This window comes from Faecalicatena contorta (assembly GCF_021531995.1).
Taxonomy (GTDB): Bacteria; Bacillota; Clostridia; order Lachnospirales; family Lachnospiraceae; genus Dorea_A; species Dorea_A contorta_A.
In genome coordinates this window covers 14,229-30,750 of sequence record NZ_JAFBIZ010000027.1, presented here as the reverse complement: position 1 = coordinate 30,750, position 16,522 = coordinate 14,229, and the positions used below count along the sequence as shown (strand labels likewise).

Genomic DNA, 16,522 nt, shown 5'->3' with positions numbered 1-16,522 from the left:
TTCTCTATGACCGCTACAATACGGAAACTATGACCACAGAGGAACTGAAGGTTCTCATTTGGAGATATTTCATCAGTTACTGGAATAACAGGAGGATCTGCTCTGCTAACGGTGGGCTTCCTCCGATGATCAAGCGCCAAAGATACTATCAATCTTTGGACCTGGCTGCATAGTCAGTGATATCTTTGAGATAAATGTGTCAACCAATATTGACAATATCATTCCTTCGGATATTGAGCCTGTCCAAGATGCTCAAAAATCCCAACAACATGAGGGGAAAGGCCAAGCCGCAGCCGTACTATGCGCCCAAGCGGAAGAAACGCAGGTAGAGAAAAAGCCGCCCAACCTGTACCGTTGGACGGCTTTCGACCCGTTTGCGGGCGGAATAAAATATGCGGTTATATATCCGTTAGCTGACCGTTTTCATCAGCTTTTTCATAAACTTCCAGAGACGGATGCCATCTTTGAGGCCCAGCCGATAAAAGAAGCATTCGCTTTCTGCGCCGGAATCGAAGATGGAATCGCAGTAGTGCCTTACAGCGTCCTTTTGTTTCTCAGACAATGCGCTAATCGCTTTTTCATACTCGGTTTCCAAACGAAGGTAATCCGCTTTTTTCTCCTTGCTGGTTTCTGCCTCCCGCCATTTAGCAAACTGACTCTGCATCCGCTCCTGAATCATCAAATCAACCAGTTTTTCTATATCTGTACCCATAAGCGCCCTCCTTATGCTGGACGGATATAATTCCGGTATGTTTCCAGGACGGAATCCGACACACCGCTTTTATACACTTTGCGAATGTCGGAGATTTCCTCTTGCTTCAGCAGTTTCAGCCATTTCAGCAGTTCAGCCCTGCCGTTAGCAAAGTTACAGTAGCGCCCATCGGCGTATTCGATACGGTATCTCATAGACAGGCACCTCCTTAAACATAAATCATCTCAGACCGGATGATTTCTTCTGCCCGGCTGCGGATGCTGTTCATGGCCCCGACCCATGTAAGCTGGTCACGGGCTTTCAGTTCCTCGGTGACGCCCTCCGCTGTCTGCATCTGCGAGATGATACACGCCAGCCGGTCATCGGCCTGCTCGTTCAGATCGGCAAGATACGTCCAGAGTTTTCCCGACAGAAGCAGTTCATTGTACTGGCCGGGACGGTGTTCTTGCAGAAACGCCTTGTGCATCCGCCCCCACCGCCCGATGGGGCGGCTTTCCTCCGGCAGCTTCAGATCGGGGATGTGGTAGTCTCCTACCAGCGTATAGCTGATGCCGTTGTGATGGATTTTCTTTGGTAAATGCTCCATGTTCGACCTCCTGTATTCAGTTTTTTCAGAATCCAGTTGACCGTGTCCCTGTTCATGATAAATTCAAGGCAACTGAACTCTTCACGAACAAGTATGGCACATCCTTACTACTGCATGGAATACTATTAAGACAGCAATTACGGCTGTGCTGAATGCTATCAAGACAGTATTTTCTACAGTGTGGAATGCCATTAAAAATGTGGTTACCACAGTGGTTAATGGCATCAAGAATACCATCACGACAGTTTGGAACGGCATTAAGAACACGGTGACTACCGTTGTGAATGCCATTAAGACGGCGGTGTCCACTGCTTTCAGTGCGATGTGGAATGGGATTAAGAATACCATTTCGGGTATCTATAACACCATCAAGAATGGTTTTACTAATGCAGTGAATTTCATTAAGAATCTGGCTTCTTCGGCGTTCAGCTGGGGAGCAGATATCATCAATGGGATTGTGAATGGTATCAAGTCCTGCATCGGAAAGGTGAAGGATGCGGTCTGCAGTGTGGCTGACACAATCAAATCCTTCCTGCATTTCTCCGTACCGGATGAAGGACCTCTGACGGAATACGAGAGCTGGATGCCTGACTTTATGTCCGGTCTGGCGAAGGGGATTGAGAAGAGCAAGGGAATGGTAAAGGATGCAGTGAGCGGCCTGGCGGCAGATATGGTGGTAAATCCTCAGGTGAATGCAGGTCAGATGGCTATGGCAGGCGGTGGAGCTGTGGCAAGTGCAGATATGAGTAGTTTTGTGTCGGCGATTAAGGATGCGGTTTCTTCAGTAGGTGGTGGCAATGGTGACATCGTAATTCCTGTGTACCTTGGCGGTACGATGTTGGATGAAGTGATTGTAAATGCCCAGCAGAGGGCAAATCTAAGAAGTGGAGGAAGATAAAGGGTGGCATTTTTTCAGTATTTGAACTTTGACGGCGTGGATCTTCCTCTGCCGGATAGTTATGAAGTGGATATGGCAGATAAGGAAGCAGACAGTGGTGGAGAAACAGAGGCAGGAACCGTACAGAGGGATGTGGTGAGAACTGGTGTTGTAACTATTTCTGTTTCCTTTTCTGTTACCCAGAAGTGGCTAAGGTTACTTACCGGGTATAAACAGCAGGAGAAGATAAGAGTTAGATTCTTTGACCCGGAGACTGCAAGTGTAAGGCAGACAGAAATGTATGTGGAAGGATTTAAGGCAAAGCTTAAGAAGGATACGAGCTATAGGGGGGTGTGGATTGTAAGTTTTGTTTTGAAAGAGCTATAAAATAATTATTTCAAAATGGGGGTTGAAGTATAAATTACACTTTGTACAATGTATATATCGGGCGCCCGATGAGATCAATTTAAGGAGGTTCACGAGATGAACAAAATTAATATTAGTCCCATCGGAAAGATTGTAAATGGAAATGAAGTAAAGGTAATTTTTGATCCAAAGTATGCAAAAGCACTAAAAGGACTTGAAGGATACAGCCATGTTCAAATACTTTGGTGGATGAATGGCAGCGATAATCAAAGAGACCGAAATGTTTTGGTAGAAAAGAAACCATATAAAAATGGTCCGGATGAGATCGGTGTATTTGCACTTAGATCTCCGGAGAGACCTAATCCAATAGCGGTTTCAAATGTGAATATCGCATATGTGGATGAAGAGTCTGGAACTGTAGGGCTATATTATATTGATGCATTTGATGGAAGTCAGGTGCTTGACCTTAAGCCGTATACGCCAAGTATTGACCGCATTGAGAATCCGATGACACCTGATTGGTGTAGCCATTGGCCAAAGTCATATGAGGAAAGTGGACGTTTTGACTGGGAATCTGAATTTAATTTTTAGAAGGGGGTGGTTCTGTGGCACTTGCAGATTACATAAACGAAAAACCAACAATACGTACAGATAGATTAATTATTCGTCCAATGACAGAAGAAGATGTTCCTGCACTAAAGGAATGGATGTCGGATAAATCAATTTACACCTATTGGGGAAAAGGACCAAGTAAGGCAGAATTGAACCCTGAGTTACTATTCGAAAAGGAGGAAAAGCCAACAAAGAGTTTTCATCTTGGGGTAGCATTAAAAGATGATGATAAGGTTGTTGGCGATTTATGGGTTTATCTGATTGAGAAAGATCGTATGGCTTCAGTTGCAATCAGATTATCAAAAGGAGTTCATGGATGCGGCTATGGAACAGAAGCCCTTAGGGCAATTACAAGATTCTGTTTTGAGCATACAGAACTTAGAAGGCTTTGGACAGAAGTTGATGTTCGAAATGTTGCATCTTGTAGAATCCTAGAGAAATGTGGCTACACGAAGGAAGGACATATCAGACAGGGTAAAATGGTAAATACCTGGTGCGACTACTATATCTATGGAATTTTGTCTACAGATATGGAAAGGCAAGTGTGAGCAACAACCAGTTGCTTTTCGCAGATGTGTAATGTAGGTATAATGGAAAAAAAGGAGGAATGAGTCATGGAGACAAAGGATGTTATCGTAGAATTAAGAAAGAAAAATGGTTTGTCACAGGATGAGCTTGCGGAAAAAGTTTTGGTTACCAGACAGGCAGTATCTCGTTGGGAAACAGGTGAGACTATACCAAACACTGAAACATTGAAGCTTTTATCAAAGCTATTTAATGTTACTATTAATACATTGTTGGGTTCTCCACAGCAGTTGATTTGCCAGTGTTGTGGTATGCCGCTTGGAGATGATACTACCAGTAAGGATCCGGATGGCAATTTCAATGAAGACTATTGTAAATGGTGTTATGCGGATGGAGAATTCAAATACTCCAGTAAGGAACAGTTGATAGATTTTTGTGTTGAACACATGGCTACTGAGGAATGGCCGGCAGAACAGGTACGTGCGCACATGGAGTCAGTGGTTCCTGGATTAAAACACTGGAAATAATCTAGGTTTGTTTAAAGAGATTAATTTTTTGAGGCATCAGTCATTAAGTTGACTGGTGCTTTTTCTATGGAAGGAAGGTGGTCTTTTGTACCCAGTGAGTGAGGCTTTCCTGCAGGCGGTGCAGGAGAACACACGAAGATATTATTGGACGGGAAAGATTACAACAACGAAGGGTGCCACATATGAGTTTGGTGCTGATGATATCGTAAAGGGAAGCGGCTATATTTCCAGTCAGTGCTGCGGTTCTACGGAGATTGAGCTTGGTACGGTGTATGCAGCGGAGATGGGAATCACGCTTTTATCGGATATTGACAGATACACTTTGGAGGATGCTCTGGTGGAATTGTTTTATCATCTTAGACTGTCGGATGGTACCTTTGAAGAAATTCCAATGGGAATCTTTGAGGTGTCGGAGGCTAACCGTAATATCAAGACGTTGGAACTGAAAGCCTATGATTACATGCTCCGGTTTGATAAGAGCTTCAATGGCTTTGAAACCATAGGTACGGTGTATGATTTTGTGAATCTGTGCTGCAAGGCCTGTAAGGTGGAGATGGCACAGAGTCAGGAAGAATACGAGGCGATGCCAAATGGAACCGAGCTGCTTTCCATTTATACAGAGAATGATATTGAGACCTATCGGGATGTGCTCTACTATGTGGGGCAAGTTCTTGGTGGGTTTTTCTGTATCAACCGAGAGGGTAAGCTGGAGCTGAGGAAGTATGGCAATGAGCCGGTGATGGAACTGGAAACAAAGCACCGGTTTACCAGCAGCTTTTCCGATTTTATCACAAGATACACGGCGGTTTCTTCTACCAACATGAAAACGGAAACGGCAGAGTATTATCATCTGGATCCGGACGATGGCCTGACGCTGAATCTTGGGGTAAATCCGCTGTTGCAGTTTGGTCTGAAGGAAACCAGAGAGCAGCTGTGTATGAATATCCTGAATGACCTGGCGGTTGTGGATTATGTGCCTTTTGATTCCGAAACAACAGGAAATCCTGCTCTGGATTTAGGAGATGTGATCCGGTTCAAGGGAGGACAGGCAGACGAAAACAGGATATCCGCCATTACTTCCATGCAGTGTAAGATTGGTGGAAAGCATACGCTGAAAGGGGTTGGTAAGAATCCGAGACTGGCACATGCCAAGTCAAAGAATGACAAGAATATTTCAGGACTCTTAAATCAGATCATCGATAACAAGGAATCTGGCAAGATTGGTATTCATACCTTTACCAATGCCAGCTCTTTTACGGTTGGCGAGAGTGATGTGAAGATTATTTCCATCGAGTTTGCACCGAATGAAGCGGTTATGGCGCAGTTCTTTGGGTCTGTGATTGTGGGAGTAAATGCTGACCAGGTGGAAAGGTCTGTGGTTGCAAGAGGGGATGTGGCGATTCCTTCGGTGGAAGTTACAGAACCTGTAGAAAATGCTGCAGGCAATGGCGGCACTGAGGATGCTGCAGAGAGTGATGTTGTGGATGAAACCGGTGGAGGTTCGGATAGTGCTGTTGCAACAGAAGAACCTGTTGTGATTGGCAATACAAAAGAACAGACATTATCTGTGGAGCTGCCTGTGGTCTGGAAGGAAGACGGTCAGGTGGTGGTTCATTTTACCTTTGAGTTTAATGATAACATCATCGAGATTCATCAGCCGGAGGAGACCTGGCATTCCGGGAAGCATTCCATCATGCTGTATTACCCGATTGAGAATCTGGTGGCGAATTACAGAAACATTTTCAATGTGTATGCCAGGGCAACAGGTGGAACGGTTACGGTGGATACCGGTGACTGTCTTGCTGCGATTATGGGTCAGTCTATGGGTGCCGGGGAAGCCTGGGATGGTGAGATTAAGATAGAGGAAACCATTAAGAAAGTAAAAGTCGGTGGGGTGCTTCAGATGACCGCTGTTGATGAGAATATCACCTGGAAGATTGATGAGCTTGTGAAGAGAACCTACAGTGATGTGGTTCGTGGGAGATTTGGAATCGGTGCATTTGCAATGCCGGTGGAAAGGTAGGTAAGGATGAAGCTGAAAGGAAATATGGTCATCGAGATGATCGATGACGCCACCGGGGAAGTGGTGGAAAGAGTACAGGAAGAGAATATGGTGACGAATGCGGTAAATCATATCCTGGGATTGAATCCTATGGGTATTTTTTATTCTGTGGCAGGGGAGTATGATACGCATCTGCTCTGGAATGATAACCTGATTCCCATCTGCCCTAACATGATTGGGGGCATACTGCTTTATTCGGAAGCATTGATAGAGGATGCGGACAATATTTATCCTTCCACGGCAAAGCTTCCTGTGGCTTATGCATCCAATGATGTCAATGCCACTACGGATGTGGCAAGGGGAAGCATGAATCTGACAGAGAGTAAGCCATTAGATAATGGTTACCGGTTTGTGTGGGAATTTACACCAAGCCAGGGAAATGGAACCATTGCTGCAGTGGCACTGACTTCCAAACAGGGCGGTGTGGCAGCCTACGGAAGCATGGAGAATTCCAAGGCTGCTTTTTACCAGATTATGGAGACCAGACTGGAAACGCAGACCGTGGAGGAGCTTGCGGAGTTGTTCAGCGCGGTGGAGGTGGATTTTGAGAACAATATCCTGATTAATATTCGATTCCAGGATAGTTCCGTGATCATCCATAAGAGAAGGCTTCCGGTGTTTACACTGGGGCTGAATGACAGACTGAATGATACGACGAATGACTTGCTGGAAGAGAAGGTCATTCCATGCAGTACCTTTAAGTTCCTTGGAAGCTATACGCCTTATGGGGATTTTCTGGACGGGCATGACGGGTACTGGTATGGGTTTGCCAATCAGGCGAATTCTTCCGGGGATGCCAAGATGTACTGGGTGAAAATTAAGAAGGATGATTACACCATGACAGAAGGAATAGGGACACTGTCCAATGCCTGCCTTAAGGCGATTGGAAGCTTCAAGGTGGATACCTATGCCCAGAGATCTGTGAGAGGTGTTATCCGGAATGGATATTTATATCTTACTGCTTATGATGATACAGGCATTTATAAAATCAATCTCAGTAATTCCACGGATGTGACATTGATTCCCTTTGGATTTACATCAGAGGGAAAATCGCAGACCGGTTCCGGAACCTGTGCGAATTATCTGTTTATGGTGAATGACCTGATTATCGGATGGGATTACCAGATTAAGCCGGATGATACGGTGGTACAGACTGTTGGAAGTACAAGACTTCTGAATCTGGGTACGCCTCTTTTCCAGTACAAGGAATTCTGCTTTGGCTGGGGCGGTAATTATGGCTCAGATTACAGGATGTGCTTTCTGTTGACACCGTATCTGGCCAGTATAAACAATCTGAGTACTGCCGTGGTGAAGACTACGGATAAGACGATGAAGATTACCTATGAGCTGACGGAAGAGGCCAGCTGATAGGGATAGAATTTTGGGATGAGGCAGTTGCTCTAAGATGGGTAGCTGCTTTTTCTATACATATTTTAAGGAGGATGAGAGGATATGAAAGAGTTTTGGAGTATGGTGCAGTTGGTGTTTACGGGAATCGGTGGCTGGCTTGGCTATTTCCTGGGAGGGTGTGACGGTTTGATTCTGGCATTACTTTTATTTGTGGTGGCGGATTACATCACGGGAATTATGTGTGCGATTTCCGATAAGAAGCTTTCTTCCGAGGTTGGCTTCAAGGGAATCTGCAGGAAGGTGTTAATCTTTATGTTGGTAGGAATTGCAAATGTGTTGGATGTGCAGGTCATCGGGAATGGTTCTATTTTGAGAACGGCGGTGATCTTTTTCTATCTCAGCAATGAGGGTATTTCTTTACTGGAGAATGCCGGACATTTGGGATTACCGATTCCAGAGAAGCTTAAGAAGGTATTGGAGCAGCTGCATGAGAGAAGTGAGGATGTTTCCGATGAGAAAAAGGATGGTGATCAGTAATGGGATTTACTAATAGTTCCTTAGTGGCTTACACGAAGCTTAGTCCGAATCATTCCGGACAGAGGACAATGAAAATTGATAGAATTACACCGCACTGTGTTGTAGGACAGTGTACAGCAGAAGGCTTGGGGGATTGGTTTTATAAATCATCTACCCAGGCCTCTTCTAATTATGGGATTGATAAGAATGGCAGTGTTGGAATGTATGTGGAAGAGAAGAACCGTTCCTGGTGTACTTCCAGCAATGCTAATGACCAGAGAGCGATTACAATTGAATGTGCTTCTGATACAGTTGAACCTTATACCATGTATGAGGTGGTCTATGACAGACTAATTGACCTTTGCGTGGATATCTGTAAGAGAAATGGTAAGAAGAAGCTACTTTGGTTTGGAGATAAGGATAAGACCTTAAATTATGAGCCGAAGTCAGATGAAATGATTATCACAGTTCACAGATGGTTTGCCAATAAGAGTTGTCCAGGTAACTGGCTTTATGCAAGACTTGGAGATTTGGCTGCAAAAGTTACTGCTCAGCTTGGCGGTGGAAGTGCGGAAGTGATTCCATCAGGAATGCAGGCAAGAGAGTTTGCTAATTTATCTGAGGCTCAGGTTGTAGCAAAGGTCGGTTCTTTGTTTACTGCGGATCAGAAGAAGAGTGGGATTTTGGCATCCGTGTCTATGGCTCAGTTTATTTTGGAAAGTGGGTATGGGAAGAGCGAACTTGCGCAGGGAGCCAATAACTGCTTTGGTATGAAGAAATCTCTTTCCGGTAATACCTGGGTAGGTTCTACATGGGACGGCGTGAGTGTTTATACCAAGAAAACTCAGGAGCAGAATGCTGATGGAAGCTATGTGACTATCACTGCTGATTTCAGAAGATATGGGTGCGTGGAAGATTCTATTGCAGACCATAGTGCGTATCTGCTTGGGGCTAAGAATGGCAGCAAGCTTAGATATGAAGGCTTGAAGGGATGCACAGATTATAAAAAGGCGGCACAGATAATAAAAAATGGCGGCTATGCTACGAGCCCTACTTATGTGGACAAGCTTTGCAGTATTATCGAGAGATGGAAGCTGACTCAGTATGATGTGGATGGTGAGGCTTCGGATGTGGTGAAGTATTACAGGGTAAGGAAGAGTTGGGAGGATGCTACTTCTCAGCTTGGGGCATATACCATTTTTGCCAATGCAAAGGCGATGGCTGATAAGCATCCAGGATATGAAGTGTATGACTGGAATGGAAAGCAGGTGTATCCTGAGATTGCAGACAGTGGTTCTGGCGATTGCATGAGTAATGCGGATTGTCCGTTCATGGTGAAGGTAAGTATCCCGGATTTGAATATTAGGAAGGGTGCCGGAACGAATACGTCAAAGACAGGACAGTACACTGGAATAGGTGCATTCACTATTGTAGAAGTCAGAGAAGGTAAAGGTTCTGATAAAGGCTGGGGAAAATTGAAGTCAGGAGCTGGATGGATTAGCCTTGATTACTGTCAGAAGGTGTAAGTGAATAGGAAAATGTGAGTAAGCCTGCGGTGTTGGGATGAGAGTCCTGATGTCTGCGGGCTTTTTTGATTTTTTGAAAAATATTGTATATAATGAAACAAACATGACATACAGATGTCGTGTTGTGGATGTTAGAATATATTAGGAAGTGAAAGCGATATGAAAATAGATAGACTTATTGGGATTCTTTCTATTCTATTACAGAAAGAAAAGGTGACTGCCCCGGAACTGGCACAAGTGTTTGAAGTTTCAAAAAGAACAATTAATAGAGATATTGATGATCTTTGCAGAGCTGGAATTCCGATTGTTACATCACAGGGGATCGGTGGTGGAATCAGCATAATGGATGGATACAGAATGGATAGGACGATTCTCTCATCTAAAGATATGCAAATGATTATGGCCGGACTTCGGAGTTTGGATAGTGTGAGCGGCAGTCATTATTATGGTCAGCTTATGGAGAAAATCAAGGCTGGTTCCACAGAGTTTGTCAGTGGTTCAGAATCGATTCTTATTGACTTATCTTCCTGGAATAAGGATTCCATATCACCTAAAATCGAACTGATACAGGATGCAATTGAACTGGGAAGAATATTGAAATTTGAATATTATGCACCAAAGGGAAACTCTGAAAGAGAGATTGAGCCATACTATCTGGTTTTCAAGTGGTCGAGTTGGTATGTGTATGGATACTGCCTGCTTAGAAATGATTTCAGGCTGTTCAAGCTGAATCGTATGGCAGAAATAGCACACGTAAGAAACTTTGAAAAAAGAAGCGATGTGCCAATGCCTGATTTATCAAATGAGAGAGTATTTCCTTCAAAGGGGAAAGTAAAAGCTATTTTTGATGCATCCATGAAATGGCACCTAATTGAGGAATATGGAATAGAGTCTTTCACAGAACTATCGGATGGAAAACTCCTATTTGAACACGATTACGCTGATGACGAGGGAGTACTGTCCTGGATGCTTACCATGAGGGATAAGGTTACCATTATTGAACCTGAAACCATAAGGCAGAAACTATTTTGTATCGCTACGGATATTGCAGAAAAATATAGGAAGGAATCAGTGAAATGAGATTAGATGGATTTGGAATTTTTGTTGATGACATGGCTGTTATGGTCAGATTCTATCGTGATGTTCTGGGGTTTGAGATAAAGGAAGATGAGAATACTTCGAATGTCTTTCTTGAAAAGGATGGAACACTATTTCTTTTATATCGAAAAAGTGATTTCGAAAAAATGACAAATAGGACATTTTCGTATTGTAAAGGTGTGAATGGACATTATGAGATTGCGCTCAGCGTAGATAACTATACAGCGGTTGATAAGACCTACGCAGAAGTAATTGCAGCCGGTGCCGAAAGTATTATGGAACCAACGACAGAGCCTTGGGGTCAGAGAACCTGCTATATTGGCGACCCGGAGGGAAACCTTATTGAAATAGGATCCTTTAAGGAGGTGTGAATAAATGAAGAAATGGTATGATGAAGAGTATATTTTTACGATTGAGGTAACAGGATATCTGCGGGGAAACCACACAGAGCATTTATGCAGAAATGGAGAGGAGATCGGGGATAAATATACCTGTACATATGGTTGCCCTGTTAATGAACAGGGGTATGGAATCTGTCAGAAAATGATGCAGATTCTTTACGGAGATATGCAGGCTGTCAGAAGTGGAGGAAATCTTGCACTGGTAGGTGGGACTGGAAACAATGAAAAGGATTACGTATGTCCGGATGGATGTGTCTGTTTTCATATGACTGCTAAAAAGACTGGCGCTGAGAATTTTTATACCGGCAAGCATTATGAGGAGTGAAGGGGAAGTATATGGCATTTGACTTTAAGAAAGAGTATAAGGAATTTTACATGCCAAAGAATACACCAGAGATTGTGACGGTTCCGAAGGCAAACTATATTGCAGTAAAAGGAAAGGGGAATCCAAATGAGGAAGGCGGTGCATATCAGCAGGCTGTGGGAATCCTGTATGCGATTGCATATACTTTGAAGATGAGTTACAAGTCAGATTATAAGATAGAGGGATTTTTTGAATATGTTGTGCCACCGCTGGAAGGTTTTTGGTGGCAGGACGGAGTAGATGGCTGTGATTATTGCAGCAAAGCGGAGTTTAACTGGATATCAGTAATCAGACTTCTTGATTTTGTGACAAAAGCGGATTTTGACTGGGCGGTGAAAGCAGCATCTGCAAAGAAGAAAATGGATTGCTCCAAGGCAGAATATTTAACTGTGGAAGAAGGATTATGTGTCCAGATTATGCATCATGGATCTTTTGATGACGAGCCAGCAACAGTAGCTATTATGAATCAATATATCGAAGAGAACGGATATAGAAATGATTTTAATAACGCCAGACTGCATCACGAAATCTATATGTCTGATGCAAGAAAGATTGCTCCGGAAAAATGGAAGACCGTAATCAGACATCCGATCTGCAAAAAGGAGGCTTAGGAGAAAATGAGCAAGGCATTAGTAGTTATTGATATTCAAAATGATATTACAAAAAATTATAGAGGTATAATTGATCGGATCAATTCAGCCATTGATTGGGCACAGAGTTATCAGATGCAGATTGTATATATTCAGCATAATAATATCTCTGCAGGTACCAGAACATTTAAGCCTGGTACTAAAGGTGCTGAGCTTGCTCCGGAACTTCACGTAGTGTCAGATAATATTTTTGTAAAGACGAAAGCCAGTGCCTTAACATGTGAAGCATTCACTGAGTTTATTGATAAGAATGAGATTGATGAATTTTATGTGTGTGGTGCAGATGCTGTTGGCTGTGTAAAATCAACCACTTATAATATGGCCAAGACAGGTTATCTGGTGCATGTAATATCTGACTGCGTTACAAGTTATGACCTGAAGAAAGTAGATGAAATGCTTAAGTATTATGAGGAAAAGGGGTGCGAGGTAAAACGATTAGATGAATATATAACAGCTTAATAAAGAAGGTGAATTGAATTATGGCATCAAGTAAAGAATATTTAATCTTTATATTGGAACAGCTGTCCGGACTAGATGACATAACCTATAGAGCAATGATGGGTGAATACATCCTTTATTATCGTGAGAGAGTTATCGGTGGAATATACGATGATAGGTTTCTTGTAAAACCAGTAAGAGCCGCGGTAAATTTAATGCCAAATGCAGAAATGGAAGTTCCTTATGAAGGAGCAAAGGGAATGCTTTTGGTGGATGATGTTGACGATAGAGAGTATCTGGTTAAGTTGTTTGAAGCTATGTATGATGAATTGCCAAAAAGAAATAGAACGTAATATTCGAGCCTGCGGGTGTAGGGATGAGAGTCCTGATGCTTGCAGGCTTTTTCTTGACAAAATCGACATAGGTGTCTATAATAAAACCGACATCAGTGTCGAAAATGGAGATGTAGATATGATTAGCAAGAAGCAACGAACAAGAGAAAGCATTTTAGATACTGCATACGAGTTGTTTGCAAGGGATGGATTTAATAAGATCACTATGAAAGATATCTGCGAAGCAACCGGAATGAGCAGAGGTGGGTTATATAGTCATTTTGGAAGCACAAGAGAATTGTTTGAAGCAATTCTTGAGAAAATCAACCAGAAAGATGAAATGAATTTTCAAAAAGAAATAGAAGATGGGATGGCGGCAACAGATATTCTTGACAGAGCACTTGCGCTGATGAGGAATGAGATGGAGCATTCAGAAGATTCACTGTCTCTGGCAATGTATGAATATTCAGGTACCTGTTCGAATGATAGGATGAATTATTTCAATAGGATAGGTGAAAAGAAATGGTCTGATCTTATTGAATATGGAATAGTCAGAGGCGAATTCAATACAGTGAATGTCAAAGAGATTGTTCATGTAATTCTCTATGCTTATCAGGGTGTTCGAATGTGGAGCAGAATTGTAAGTATGACACCCGAGGTGTATGATTCGATAACGAATCATATTAGAAAGCAGTTGATAAAGGAGCAATAGGTTATGGTATTAGAAACAGAAAGACTGATCCTCCGTCCCTGGGAGGAGAAGGATGCAGAAAGCTTATATAAATATGCAAAAGATCCAAAGGTTGGTCCGATTGCAGGATGGCCTGTTCATACAAGTGTGGAAAATAGCCTTGAAATCATAAAAAACGTGTTATCTGCAGATGAAACATATGCTGTGTGTCTGAAAGAAGATAATGTGGCGATAGGTAGCATAGGTTTAATTCCTCCTGCTCAGTCGCATACTGCTGTGGCAGATTATGAGATAGAGGTGGGATATTGGATTGGAGTACCATTTTGGGGACGAGGACTGATTCCGGAAGCGGTCAAAGCATTACAGAAGCATGCATTTCTGGATTTAGGCTGCAGTGCTATGTGGTGCGGGTATTATGACGGCAATGAAAAATCGAAACGATGCCAGGAGAAGTGTGGCTTTGTGTATCATCACACGGAAGAAAATAAACCGTGTGAACTTATGGGAGATGTAAGAACAGAGCATTTCACTTTTCTTACAAAACAAGACTGGTTGGATAATCAGAATAAGAAGTTGGTTTTTTATGTTCATGGAAAAGGTGGAAGTGCTTCAGAATCGGAACATTACAAACCGTTTTTTAGAGACTATGACGTATATGGGTTTGATTACAAAGCTGAGAATCCCTGGGAGGCCAAGGAAGAATTTGGTGATAAGGTAAAGGAACTTAAAAAGACATATAGTGAAATGATTCTTATTGCCGGCAGCATTGGGGCTTATTTTTCTATGAACGCAGGTATTAGTGAGTATTTTGAAAGAGCATACTTTATTTCGCCGATTGTAAATCTGGAGAAACTGATACTTGATATGATTTCTTGGGCAGGAGTAAGCGAAAGAGAACTGGAAGAGAAAAAAATTATTCCGGTTGATTTCGGAGATGATTTATCATGGGATTATCTTCAGTATGTCAGAAATAGTAAGATGAACTGGAATGTGCCGACTGAAATATTGTATGGAAGCACGGATAACCTGCAGTCAATCGATACGATTAATGAATTTGTTAATGATAATGGCGCAGGGCTTACAGTAATGGAGGGCGGAGAACACTGGTTTCATACTAAGGAGCAGATGAGATTTTTGGATAGATGGATGCAGGAGTTATGTGATGAGTAAATATGATGGATTATGGAAATGGATAGCTGAAAATGGTCAGGACCAATTTAAATTGACATATGCCCAGATAGAGGAATTAGCAGGTGTTCCGATTGATCATTCTTTTTCAGTATGGCTATCTGGATTTGGACAGGCTTGATCGCAGTAATAAAGCTAATCAATATTATTTCTGGATTTGTGGTGCAAAAGCGATTTGTGACAGTTCATTCTCTGGCTAATAAAATTACAGGTGCTGTGTTATTTGTCTTGCCGCTTACTTTATCGTTGATTGATGTTTCGTATTCAGCTATTTTTGTGTGTCTGGCGGCAACTTTTGCAGCGATACAAGAGGGACATATTATAAGGAGTCAATGAACCGAAACAGATAGAACTGTTCACACTGGACAAATTAAGCCAAGAAATGTCGGGAAAAAGTAATTCCTATGAGATAAGATAGTTTCAGAGCAAGCGAAGGGAGAAAAGAACTATGGAATGGATGTCAATTATCGGTGATTCGGTTCAGTACATTGAGGATCATATAACAGAGGATATTTCAGCTGAGAACATTGCAAAAGCAGTCGGAGTTTCACCTTTCTATTTTCAGAAGGGGTTTGCAATGCTTTGTGGTTTCAGTGTGGCTGAGTATATTCGTAACAGAAGGCTTGCCCTTGCCGGCAACGATCTGTTGATTACTGATGACAAGGTTATTGATATTGCTATGAAGTATGGGTATGACTCTCCGGATAGTTTTACCAAAGCATTTACCAGATTCCATGGGGTATCGCCTTCATCCGTGCGCAAGGATGAGGTGCTGCTAAAAACCTTTGCTCCTCTGAAACTAAAAATATCATTAGAGGGAGGCTATCTCATGGATTACAAGATTATCAAAAAAGATGCTTTTACTGTTATTGCAAATGCAAAGACATTTCCTTATGAAGGGGCAAAGGAGGTTGTACCTCAGTTCTGGCAGGAGCATTTTCAGACAGGAATGGGTCAGTATATTTGCGGTGAATATGGAATCAATATTGATTTAGAAATGAGCCAGGAGAATTTTGAGTACCTGATTGCAGATCCATATAATCCGCAGAAGGATGTTCCAGAGGGTCTGGTTACAAGAACTATACCTGCATTTGACTGGGCAGTATTTCCTTGCAAAGGGGCAATGCCAAATGCTCTTCAGGATGTAAATACTAAGATTTATACAGAGTGGCTGCCTGCTCTTAAAGAGTACGAATTTGCTGCCGGATACTGCGTAGAATATTATGATGATCCAACAAAGTATGAGAAGGGAACACAGGATGAGAATTATTATTGTGAGATTTGGATTCCTGTGAAGAAGAAATAAGAATACTGTAATTGTAAGGAAGCCTGCGGGTGTCTGATTAATTTCAGATATCTGCAGGTTTTTTTGCGTTTGAAGTTAAAATATGGCCGTTTTTCTTTGCCTGTGACTTGGGAAGAAGTTTTCTCAGGAAGGATGGGTTAGCCTATGACAGTTGAAGAAATGAAGGCAGTAGATATTAGAACTGTTGACAGAGAAACGCTTGTTGATATCAGGGATGTGAAAATAGACAGATCATTACCGCTTGAAGAAAGGGTGAGAAGCTTTGTGGAGCAGATAAAGAATCCATACTGCTTTAGATGCGGTGATGCAGTTGTGAAAACTTCTTTTCTGGATACAGATGTGACATTGGAGGATTGTGTGGAAAGTTATCTTAGGAATCTGTGATTTGCCATATT

General features: G+C 42.4%; 22 protein-coding genes and 3 pseudogenes. 22 read left to right on the top strand and 3 right to left on the bottom strand.

From position 1 onward, the window contains the following. Together JQM82_RS16485 and JQM82_RS16610 are read left to right on the top strand one after the other, a co-directional pair. Nucleotides 1–173 (top strand): annotated as a pseudogene (locus JQM82_RS16485) (IS3 family transposase); the annotation flags it as partial. 45 nt (nucleotides 174–218) lie between these two features. Then, nucleotides 219–329: pseudogene (locus JQM82_RS16610) on the top strand (XRE family transcriptional regulator); the annotation flags it as partial. Nucleotides 330–409: 80 nt separating this feature from the next. Here the strand turns inward: JQM82_RS16610 and JQM82_RS05560 are convergent. From JQM82_RS05560 to JQM82_RS05550, 3 genes are read right to left on the bottom strand one after another with little or no spacing between them, the layout of a single operon-like run. Beyond that, nucleotides 410–712 (bottom strand): hypothetical protein, encoded by a 303-nt coding sequence (locus tag JQM82_RS05560; protein ID WP_235249061.1) that lies wholly within the window; start codon nucleotides 710–712, stop codon nucleotides 410–412. An 11-nt stretch (nucleotides 713–723) separates the two neighbouring features. After that, a complete protein-coding gene (locus JQM82_RS05555; RefSeq protein WP_055219873.1) occupies nucleotides 724–906 on the bottom strand; it encodes a hypothetical protein in 183 nt (60 codons plus the stop codon). Between the two features lie 14 nt (nucleotides 907–920). Further along, nucleotides 921–1,298, bottom strand: a complete 378-nt coding sequence (locus JQM82_RS05550; RefSeq protein WP_235249060.1) for a TnpV protein — start codon at nucleotides 1,296–1,298, stop codon at nucleotides 921–923. Between the two features lie 145 nt (nucleotides 1,299–1,443). On the opposite strand from JQM82_RS05550, the gene JQM82_RS05545 reads away from it, so the two are divergent. The 20 genes and pseudogenes from JQM82_RS05545 (at nucleotide 1,444) to JQM82_RS05445 (ending at nucleotide 16,511) form a co-directional block, all read left to right on the top strand. Continuing rightward, on the top strand, nucleotides 1,444–2,196 hold the full coding sequence (locus JQM82_RS05545) for a hypothetical protein (RefSeq protein ID WP_328284204.1): 753 nt from the start codon (nucleotides 1,444–1,446) through the stop codon (nucleotides 2,194–2,196). 3 nt (nucleotides 2,197–2,199) lie between these two features. Further along, nucleotides 2,200–2,562, top strand: coding sequence for a hypothetical protein (locus JQM82_RS05540; RefSeq protein ID WP_235249059.1), 363 nt, complete (start codon nucleotides 2,200–2,202; stop codon nucleotides 2,560–2,562). A 96-nt stretch (nucleotides 2,563–2,658) separates the two neighbouring features. After that, complete coding sequence (locus JQM82_RS05535) at nucleotides 2,659–3,132, top strand: TrmO family methyltransferase domain-containing protein (RefSeq protein ID WP_235249058.1); 474 nt, start codon at nucleotides 2,659–2,661, stop codon at nucleotides 3,130–3,132. A 14-nt stretch (nucleotides 3,133–3,146) separates the two neighbouring features. Then, nucleotides 3,147–3,701: a GNAT family N-acetyltransferase gene (locus JQM82_RS05530; RefSeq protein ID WP_055062577.1), complete on the top strand. Its 555-nt coding sequence runs from the start codon at nucleotides 3,147–3,149 to the stop codon at nucleotides 3,699–3,701. A gap of 66 nt (nucleotides 3,702–3,767) precedes the next feature. Beyond that, on the top strand, nucleotides 3,768–4,205 hold the full coding sequence (locus JQM82_RS05525; RefSeq protein WP_235249056.1) for a zinc ribbon domain-containing protein: 438 nt from the start codon (nucleotides 3,768–3,770) through the stop codon (nucleotides 4,203–4,205). A gap of 85 nt (nucleotides 4,206–4,290) precedes the next feature. Further along, a complete protein-coding gene (locus JQM82_RS05520) occupies nucleotides 4,291–6,228 on the top strand; it encodes a hypothetical protein (protein ID WP_235249055.1) in 1,938 nt (645 codons plus the stop codon). Between the two features lie 6 nt (nucleotides 6,229–6,234). Then, a complete protein-coding gene (locus tag JQM82_RS05515) occupies nucleotides 6,235–7,635 on the top strand; it encodes a hypothetical protein (RefSeq protein ID WP_235249054.1) in 1,401 nt (466 codons plus the stop codon). A gap of 84 nt (nucleotides 7,636–7,719) precedes the next feature. Next, a complete protein-coding gene (locus JQM82_RS05510) occupies nucleotides 7,720–8,154 on the top strand; it encodes a phage holin family protein (RefSeq protein WP_235249053.1) in 435 nt (144 codons plus the stop codon). Further along, complete coding sequence (locus JQM82_RS05505; protein ID WP_235249052.1) at nucleotides 8,154–9,659, top strand: glucosaminidase domain-containing protein; 1,506 nt, start codon at nucleotides 8,154–8,156, stop codon at nucleotides 9,657–9,659. The genes JQM82_RS05510 and JQM82_RS05505 overlap by 1 nt, the downstream gene beginning before the upstream one ends. A 159-nt stretch (nucleotides 9,660–9,818) precedes the next feature. Then, the gene (locus JQM82_RS05500) at nucleotides 9,819–10,739 is read left to right on the top strand and encodes a helix-turn-helix transcriptional regulator (RefSeq protein WP_235249051.1); all 921 of its coding nucleotides are present in this window, start codon (nucleotides 9,819–9,821) and stop codon (nucleotides 10,737–10,739) included. Further along, nucleotides 10,736–11,128: a VOC family protein gene (locus JQM82_RS05495; protein ID WP_235249050.1), complete on the top strand. Its 393-nt coding sequence runs from the start codon at nucleotides 10,736–10,738 to the stop codon at nucleotides 11,126–11,128. The genes JQM82_RS05500 and JQM82_RS05495 overlap by 4 nt, the downstream gene beginning before the upstream one ends. Before the next feature lie 4 nt (nucleotides 11,129–11,132). Further along, complete coding sequence (locus JQM82_RS05490; RefSeq protein ID WP_178857169.1) at nucleotides 11,133–11,483, top strand: TIGR04076 family protein; 351 nt, start codon at nucleotides 11,133–11,135, stop codon at nucleotides 11,481–11,483. A gap of 11 nt (nucleotides 11,484–11,494) precedes the next feature. Then, nucleotides 11,495–12,133, top strand: coding sequence for a GyrI-like domain-containing protein (locus JQM82_RS05485; protein WP_235249049.1), 639 nt, complete (start codon nucleotides 11,495–11,497; stop codon nucleotides 12,131–12,133). A gap of 6 nt (nucleotides 12,134–12,139) precedes the next feature. Further along, nucleotides 12,140–12,631: a cysteine hydrolase family protein gene (locus JQM82_RS05480; protein ID WP_235249048.1), complete on the top strand. Its 492-nt coding sequence runs from the start codon at nucleotides 12,140–12,142 to the stop codon at nucleotides 12,629–12,631. 20 nt (nucleotides 12,632–12,651) lie between these two features. Next, the gene (locus JQM82_RS05475) at nucleotides 12,652–12,963 is read left to right on the top strand and encodes a TfoX/Sxy family protein (RefSeq protein ID WP_235249047.1); all 312 of its coding nucleotides are present in this window, start codon (nucleotides 12,652–12,654) and stop codon (nucleotides 12,961–12,963) included. A 118-nt stretch (nucleotides 12,964–13,081) separates the two neighbouring features. Next, nucleotides 13,082–13,654 carry a TetR/AcrR family transcriptional regulator gene (locus JQM82_RS05470; RefSeq protein WP_235249046.1) on the top strand — a complete coding sequence of 191 codons (573 nt, stop codon included), beginning with the start codon at nucleotides 13,082–13,084 and terminating at the stop codon, nucleotides 13,652–13,654. Nucleotides 13,655–13,657: 3 nt separating this feature from the next. Continuing rightward, nucleotides 13,658–14,185, top strand: a pseudogene (locus JQM82_RS16480) (GNAT family N-acetyltransferase); the annotation flags it as partial. A gap of 610 nt (nucleotides 14,186–14,795) precedes the next feature. Then, nucleotides 14,796–14,942: a hypothetical protein gene (locus tag JQM82_RS05455; protein ID WP_235249045.1), complete on the top strand. Its 147-nt coding sequence runs from the start codon at nucleotides 14,796–14,798 to the stop codon at nucleotides 14,940–14,942. Nucleotides 14,943–15,269: 327 nt separating this feature from the next. Next, nucleotides 15,270–16,127 carry an AraC family transcriptional regulator gene (locus JQM82_RS05450; RefSeq protein ID WP_235249044.1) on the top strand — a complete coding sequence of 286 codons (858 nt, stop codon included), beginning with the start codon at nucleotides 15,270–15,272 and terminating at the stop codon, nucleotides 16,125–16,127. Between the two features lie 144 nt (nucleotides 16,128–16,271). After that, the gene (locus JQM82_RS05445; RefSeq protein WP_235249042.1) at nucleotides 16,272–16,511 is read left to right on the top strand and encodes a DUF6870 family protein; all 240 of its coding nucleotides are present in this window, start codon (nucleotides 16,272–16,274) and stop codon (nucleotides 16,509–16,511) included. Nucleotides 16,512–16,522 lie beyond the last annotated feature (11 nt).